This is a genomic window from Thermoflavimicrobium daqui (assembly GCF_003313465.1).
GTDB lineage: Bacteria > Bacillota > Bacilli > Thermoactinomycetales > Thermoactinomycetaceae > Thermoflavimicrobium > Thermoflavimicrobium daqui.
In genome coordinates this window covers 1-1,625 of the sequence record NZ_KZ845700.1, presented here as the reverse complement: position 1 = coordinate 1,625, position 1,625 = coordinate 1, and the positions used below count along the sequence as shown (strand labels likewise).

The 1,625-nt window shown below is 41.0% G+C and carries 1 protein-coding gene and 1 pseudogene; both read right to left on the bottom strand.

The window, feature by feature from the left end; genetic code table 11:
- Positions 1–137: 137 nt before the first annotated feature.
- Positions 138–1,192: pseudogene (locus DL897_RS17985) on the bottom strand (RNA-guided endonuclease TnpB family protein).
- A 4-nt stretch (positions 1,193–1,196) separates the two neighbouring features.
- On the bottom strand, positions 1,197–1,595 hold the full coding sequence (gene tnpA, locus DL897_RS17980; protein WP_113660475.1) for an IS200/IS605 family transposase: 399 nt from the start codon (positions 1,593–1,595) through the stop codon (positions 1,197–1,199).
- Positions 1,596–1,625 lie beyond the last annotated feature (30 nt).

Sequence of the window (1,625 nt, the reverse complement as noted above, 5' to 3'; positions counted from 1 at the left end):
AGCCGTGGGATTCTTGGGTCGTTAGCGTCCGTAGTCTGTTTCCGTTTTGGACAACGCCCAAGTTCAGGGGTGTGTCATCACCCCATCCCATGTGGTTAGAGTGTACCCACATGGGTGGCGTACCTGTTACCAGTACGCTAGGCTACTAACCCAGAAATGGCTTTAGCTATATTGATTGCTCCATTCAGATCAGCATGGCAGGTATAACCACACTTTTTGCATCTGAACTGGATGCCATTTCGATTCGCTTTTTCACGATGACCACATTCACAGGTTTGACTGGTGTAGTCTGGTTTAGCTAATTCAAAGCGGATACCTACCATTTCTGCTTTGTACTTAATCATTTTCTGTAGCTGATAGAAAGCCCATGAATGAAGGTTTCTACCAGCTTCTTTTTTAGACTTTGCCCTATTTCGAATCTCCGTCAAATCTTCCATTCGAATGATACCAACACCGTTGGTCAATGCGAAATCTACGATTTGACGGCTGATTTTATGGTTCTGATCTTTCATCCAACGAGACTCTTTATCTTTTGATTTTTTGATGGCGGAAAGTTTTTTCAGTTTACCTAGCTTTCTTCGTCTAGCCGCAAAACGTCTACGAACAAAAGCAACTTGGTTTCCTTTGAAGAATAATGATTTTGTTCCAACACTGGCGACAGCTATGTATCTCAGTCCTAGATCAACTCCCATGACTTTAGTTTCTTTCCGTTGTTCTACTTCAAAAGTGATTGGAATGGCGATATACCATTTTCCTTTTTTCCTGTATAGCTCGCTGGCACCCTGTTTGACGGTTCCGTTTAGGATTCTCTCTAACCATGCCTGCTGATAAGGACGGGCTACAACGGGTACACCGATCCGCTTTTCCAAAGTTGGAAAGGAAACCGTATAGAAGTCTCCAACCTTTTCCATCTTGAGATTCTGATTGTTGAAGCAACACCATAGCTTTTTGAATGATTTCGCGTTTTGGTTTTTCTTTTTTGATTTGACTTCCCGAATCGTCTGGTTCACTACAGCAGACGGAAATTTTCCATGAGAAAGCTCTTTGAAAATCTTACTGGCTACTTGTTCACCTCTGGGTGAACAAGTAGCCAGTTAGCAAATGCTGTGTTTATTTCCGTCATTCGCTGATACATATCCTGTTTGGCTTGAGTTGGCTTATGTAGTTCTAGCCTTAGTGTGATCGTCGGCATTGATTCACCCCCTTTTCTTTTGAGATTCCACATAGTGTTTGATTGTTTCACTTGATACATTCCCTGCTGTACTAACGAAGAAAGAGCGTGTCCAAAGACTTGGCAGATGAGACAGGTGTTTAAATTCCTGTCTTAATCGTCTGGAAGTCACTCCTTTCACTCTTGCCATAATATCTGATGGAGAATTAGAGGGAAGACAATTCAAGAACAAATGACAATGATCAGGCATCACTTCCATAGCAAGAATGATCCAATCATTCTCTTGGCAAATTTCTTCTACTAACTGTCTGAATCGCTCTTCCACTCTGTTCACTAACACTTTTCTTCGATAACGTGGGCAGAAAACAAAATGATAGTTAATTAAAGATACAGTTGTTTTCGTTCTTCGATATTCTTGTTCCATATTATTAATTGTATCAGTTTAATGGTCATA